Raw genomic sequence first — 3,361 nt, forward strand, 5'->3', positions numbered from 1 at the left:
CTACCTGCTCGACAACGCTCAATTTAAAAGCCAGGCTGTAATCACGTTGGCTGCGCCGCATCTCTTGCTCCATTTGACACTCCTTCTCTTCATCGAAAAAGTGTCAACCTAATTCAGGACGGGTCACAGGCATAAAAAAAGGCGCTCGATGCGCCTTTTTTTATGCTGCCGCCAGTGCCTTATTCAGCAAGGCGTGCAACTCGTCAAACTTGGGCGCGCCTACGTAGCGCTTGATGATATTGCCTTGCTTGTCGATGACAAAAGTAGTCGGCGTCAGCTTGACGTCGCCGAAAGAATCGGCCAGCTTGCTTTGCGTATCCAGCGTGACCTGGAACGGCAGGCTGCGGGTTTGCACAAAGTTCATGACGTAGTTGGGCGGATCGTAGCTCATTGCCACCGCGACATAGTCGAGGCCCTTGTCCTTGTACATATTGTAGGTTTGCACCATTTGCGGCATCTCGGCGACGCAGGTGGTGCAACTGGTGGCCCAGAAATTCACCATCACCACTTTGCCGCGCAAGCTCTTTAGCGATACCTGTTCGCCCTTGAGATTGGTAAACGAGACATCGGGCGCCGCATGCGTATTCGACATCGACATATAACCGGCCAGCGCCAGCGCAACCACCGCTACCGCGGCTGCCGCCTTGACCCAGAGCCGCCTGTCCTGTTTGCCGGCAGTGTTTTCAGTTTGAGATTGCATGACAGAATCCAATACGGGCGAGACCCGAGAACGTTCATTATAGCGATCTGATTGGACGCTCGCCGAAAGCTGGGAAATGATTGGTAATTAATTATCGAATTGCCAGGGATAGGCGTGATACGTGGCGGCCACCGCCGGCGGGATCGGCGCTTCGATGCCGGCACAGATCGCGCGCAGAATGTCGGCGCTGGCGATCTGCAATTCAGCGCCATCGTCAGCCACCGCGAGCAGAGCCTTGACCAGTTGCGGCTTGGCCAGCGGCGCCAGCTGATTGACATGGTCCAGCGCCAGCTTTACCCGCGCAAAGCCGAGGCTGGCGCCGTCGCAATAGTCTTGGGCGGCGAGTTTGAGTTCAGAGCAGGCTTGCGTGCCGCGCAGGAAAGCCGCCAGGCGTGCGCCGACAGCGTCGGCATGGCTGGCCGGCGCCGCCACGTGCGCCACCAGCGACAGCAGCACGGCGACATCGCCGCTCAGTTCGGCGAGACGATTGAATCTGATCGGCACCAGACGTCCGGCGCGCGGCGCCAGGCGGCGCGTCAAGATGGTTTGCAACACGAATTCGGCCAGCGTGATGCGGTTGTCTGCGGCGATCAGCTGATCTGCCAGCGCCAGCATTTTGTCGCGCTCGGGTTGCGCCAGCTGACGCAGCGCGGGCGCGGCCAGATCGACCAAAGGCAGCCTGGCGCTGAGCGGCAATTGTGCGATCGACTCGGCCAGGTAGGTGGTCAAGGCGGCCTGTTGCGGCGCTTCTTGGTTGAGCAACGCCAGCTGTGAATCGCGCTCTGCGCCCTCACCCAACAGCAGCGCATAGACTACAGCGCAAGCCGCGACAGGATCGCGCACCGCGCCATCGAGCTGTGGTGACAACGATGATGTTTTGCCGCTGCTGTTGCCGAATTCGAGCGACGGCGTCAAAGATCCGCCGGCAATCGGAGTTGGCGTTGACACTGCAGCAGCGTCGGCCAAACCAGAGGTGGCGGCAGTGGCGCTAGTGGTAAAGGGCAGATCCGCCATGCGCTCAACGCTGGCGGCATGTGGCGTCGTCAACTCAGGCGCTTCGAGTGTTGACATGCTGCGGCCGTAGATACGTTTCAAGCGCTCAGCCAGCGGCGGGTGCGTGGCAAACCAGCCGCTCAGCAAATTGGGGCGGGCGCTGCCGAGGAACAGATGCGAGAGTTGTTCTGCATTGGGGTGATTGATTTGCGAGCCGATTTTCTTGCCGTCGGTGAGACCGCCGATCTTGCGCAGCGCGCCGCCAATCCCTTCCGGATTGCGTGTGAACTGGACAGCGCTGGCGTCGGCCAGGAATTCACGCTGGCGCGATACCGCCGACTTGATCAGGCGGCCAAAAAAGATGCCGATATAACCGACTACGAATAGCAGCAGGCCGGCCATCAGCAGCACCAGTTGCCACGGCGGCCCCTTGTCATCACGCGAACTCCAGTAGCGGCCGACACCCATCAGTTGCTGGCCGAAGCCGGCAATCATCTGAATCCCGAACAAGACGCCGATCAGATGGATATTCAAGCGCATGTCGCCGTTCAGGATATGACTGAACTCGTGGCCGATCACGCCTTGCAACTCATCGCGCGTGAGCCGGTTCAAGGTGCCGCGCGTGACGGCCACTACTGCTTCATTCTGGTTGTAGCCGGCGGCAAAAGCATTGATTGCGTCTTCCTGTTCCAGCAGATAGACCTTGGGGCAGGCAATGCCGGAAGCCAGCGCCATTTCTTCCACCACGTTCAACAGCCGCCGCTCTTGCAAATCGCCGCTGGCGGGCGAGACGATACGGCCGCCCGCCATCAGCGCCACGGCGTCGCCGCCATCGCGCAAATTGAAGGTCTGGATCAGGGTGCCGCCGCCGATCAGCAGCAGCGTGATGAAGGTATTGGTTGCGAAGAAGCCCCGTGGATACTGGCGCAGGACGCCATGATGGCTGCCGAACTTGAAAGTCCATAGCAGCGCCATCGCCAGATTGACCGCCACCACGATCGCTAGCACCGCCAGCACAAACAGGAACACCAGTTTCCTGGTTTCCTGACGCGCCTGGTGCTGCTGTTCGAAGAAAGTCATGCGCGCTAATTCAGCTAGGCTCAGGCGCGGAACTTAGAACGTCACCTTGACCGCTTTGCGCTCTTCCGGCGCTTCGGTAGCTTGCAGCAATTCGGCCTGCTTGAAAGCAAACATATTGGCCAGTATCGAGCCGGGGAATTGTTCGATAGCGGTGTTGTACTCCATCACGCTGTCGTTATATGCCTGACGCGAAAAGCCGATCTTGTTTTCCGTGCCGGTCAATTCTTCCGTCAATTGCATCATGTTCTGATTGGCTTTCAGATCCGGATAGGCTTCCGACAAGGCAAACAGCTTGCCCAGGCTGGCGCTGAGCACGCCCTCGCTGGCGGCCATCTGCTGCACGGCGGCGGCGTCAGTCGCGTTGCCGCCGACCTTGGCGTTGGCGCTGACCGCCTGATTACGCGCCGCGATCACCGCTTCCAGCGTTTCGCGCTCGTGCTTGATATAGCCTTTGGCGGTTTCCACCAGATTCGGGATCAGATCGTAACGGCGTTTCAGCTGGACGTCGATTTGGGCAAACGCATTCTTGAAACGATTACGGAAATTCACCAGGCGGTTATAGATACCGACCACCCAAAATACGATGAC

Annotated in this window: 3 protein-coding genes; all 3 read right to left on the reverse strand. The window is 59.2% G+C overall.

Going from position 1 to position 3,361, the window contains the following annotated elements; genetic code table 11:
- Positions 1 to 160: 160 nt before the first annotated feature.
- Positions 161 to 700, reverse strand: a complete 540-nt coding sequence (locus tag KHU33_RS25785) for a TlpA disulfide reductase family protein (protein ID WP_211468350.1) — start codon at positions 698 to 700, stop codon at positions 161 to 163.
- Positions 701 to 787: 87 nt separating this feature from the next.
- On the reverse strand, positions 788 to 2,773 hold the full coding sequence (locus tag KHU33_RS25790) for a M48 family metallopeptidase (protein ID WP_211468352.1): 1,986 nt from the start codon (positions 2,771 to 2,773) through the stop codon (positions 788 to 790).
- Between the two features lie 33 nt (positions 2,774 to 2,806).
- Positions 2,807 to 3,361: LemA family protein (locus tag KHU33_RS25795; RefSeq protein ID WP_230414561.1), on the reverse strand; the 555-nt coding region annotated here is incomplete at its 5' end.

This window comes from Collimonas silvisoli, assembly GCF_018305005.1.
In the GTDB taxonomy this organism is placed as follows: Bacteria; Pseudomonadota; Gammaproteobacteria; order Burkholderiales; family Burkholderiaceae_D; genus Collimonas; species Collimonas silvisoli.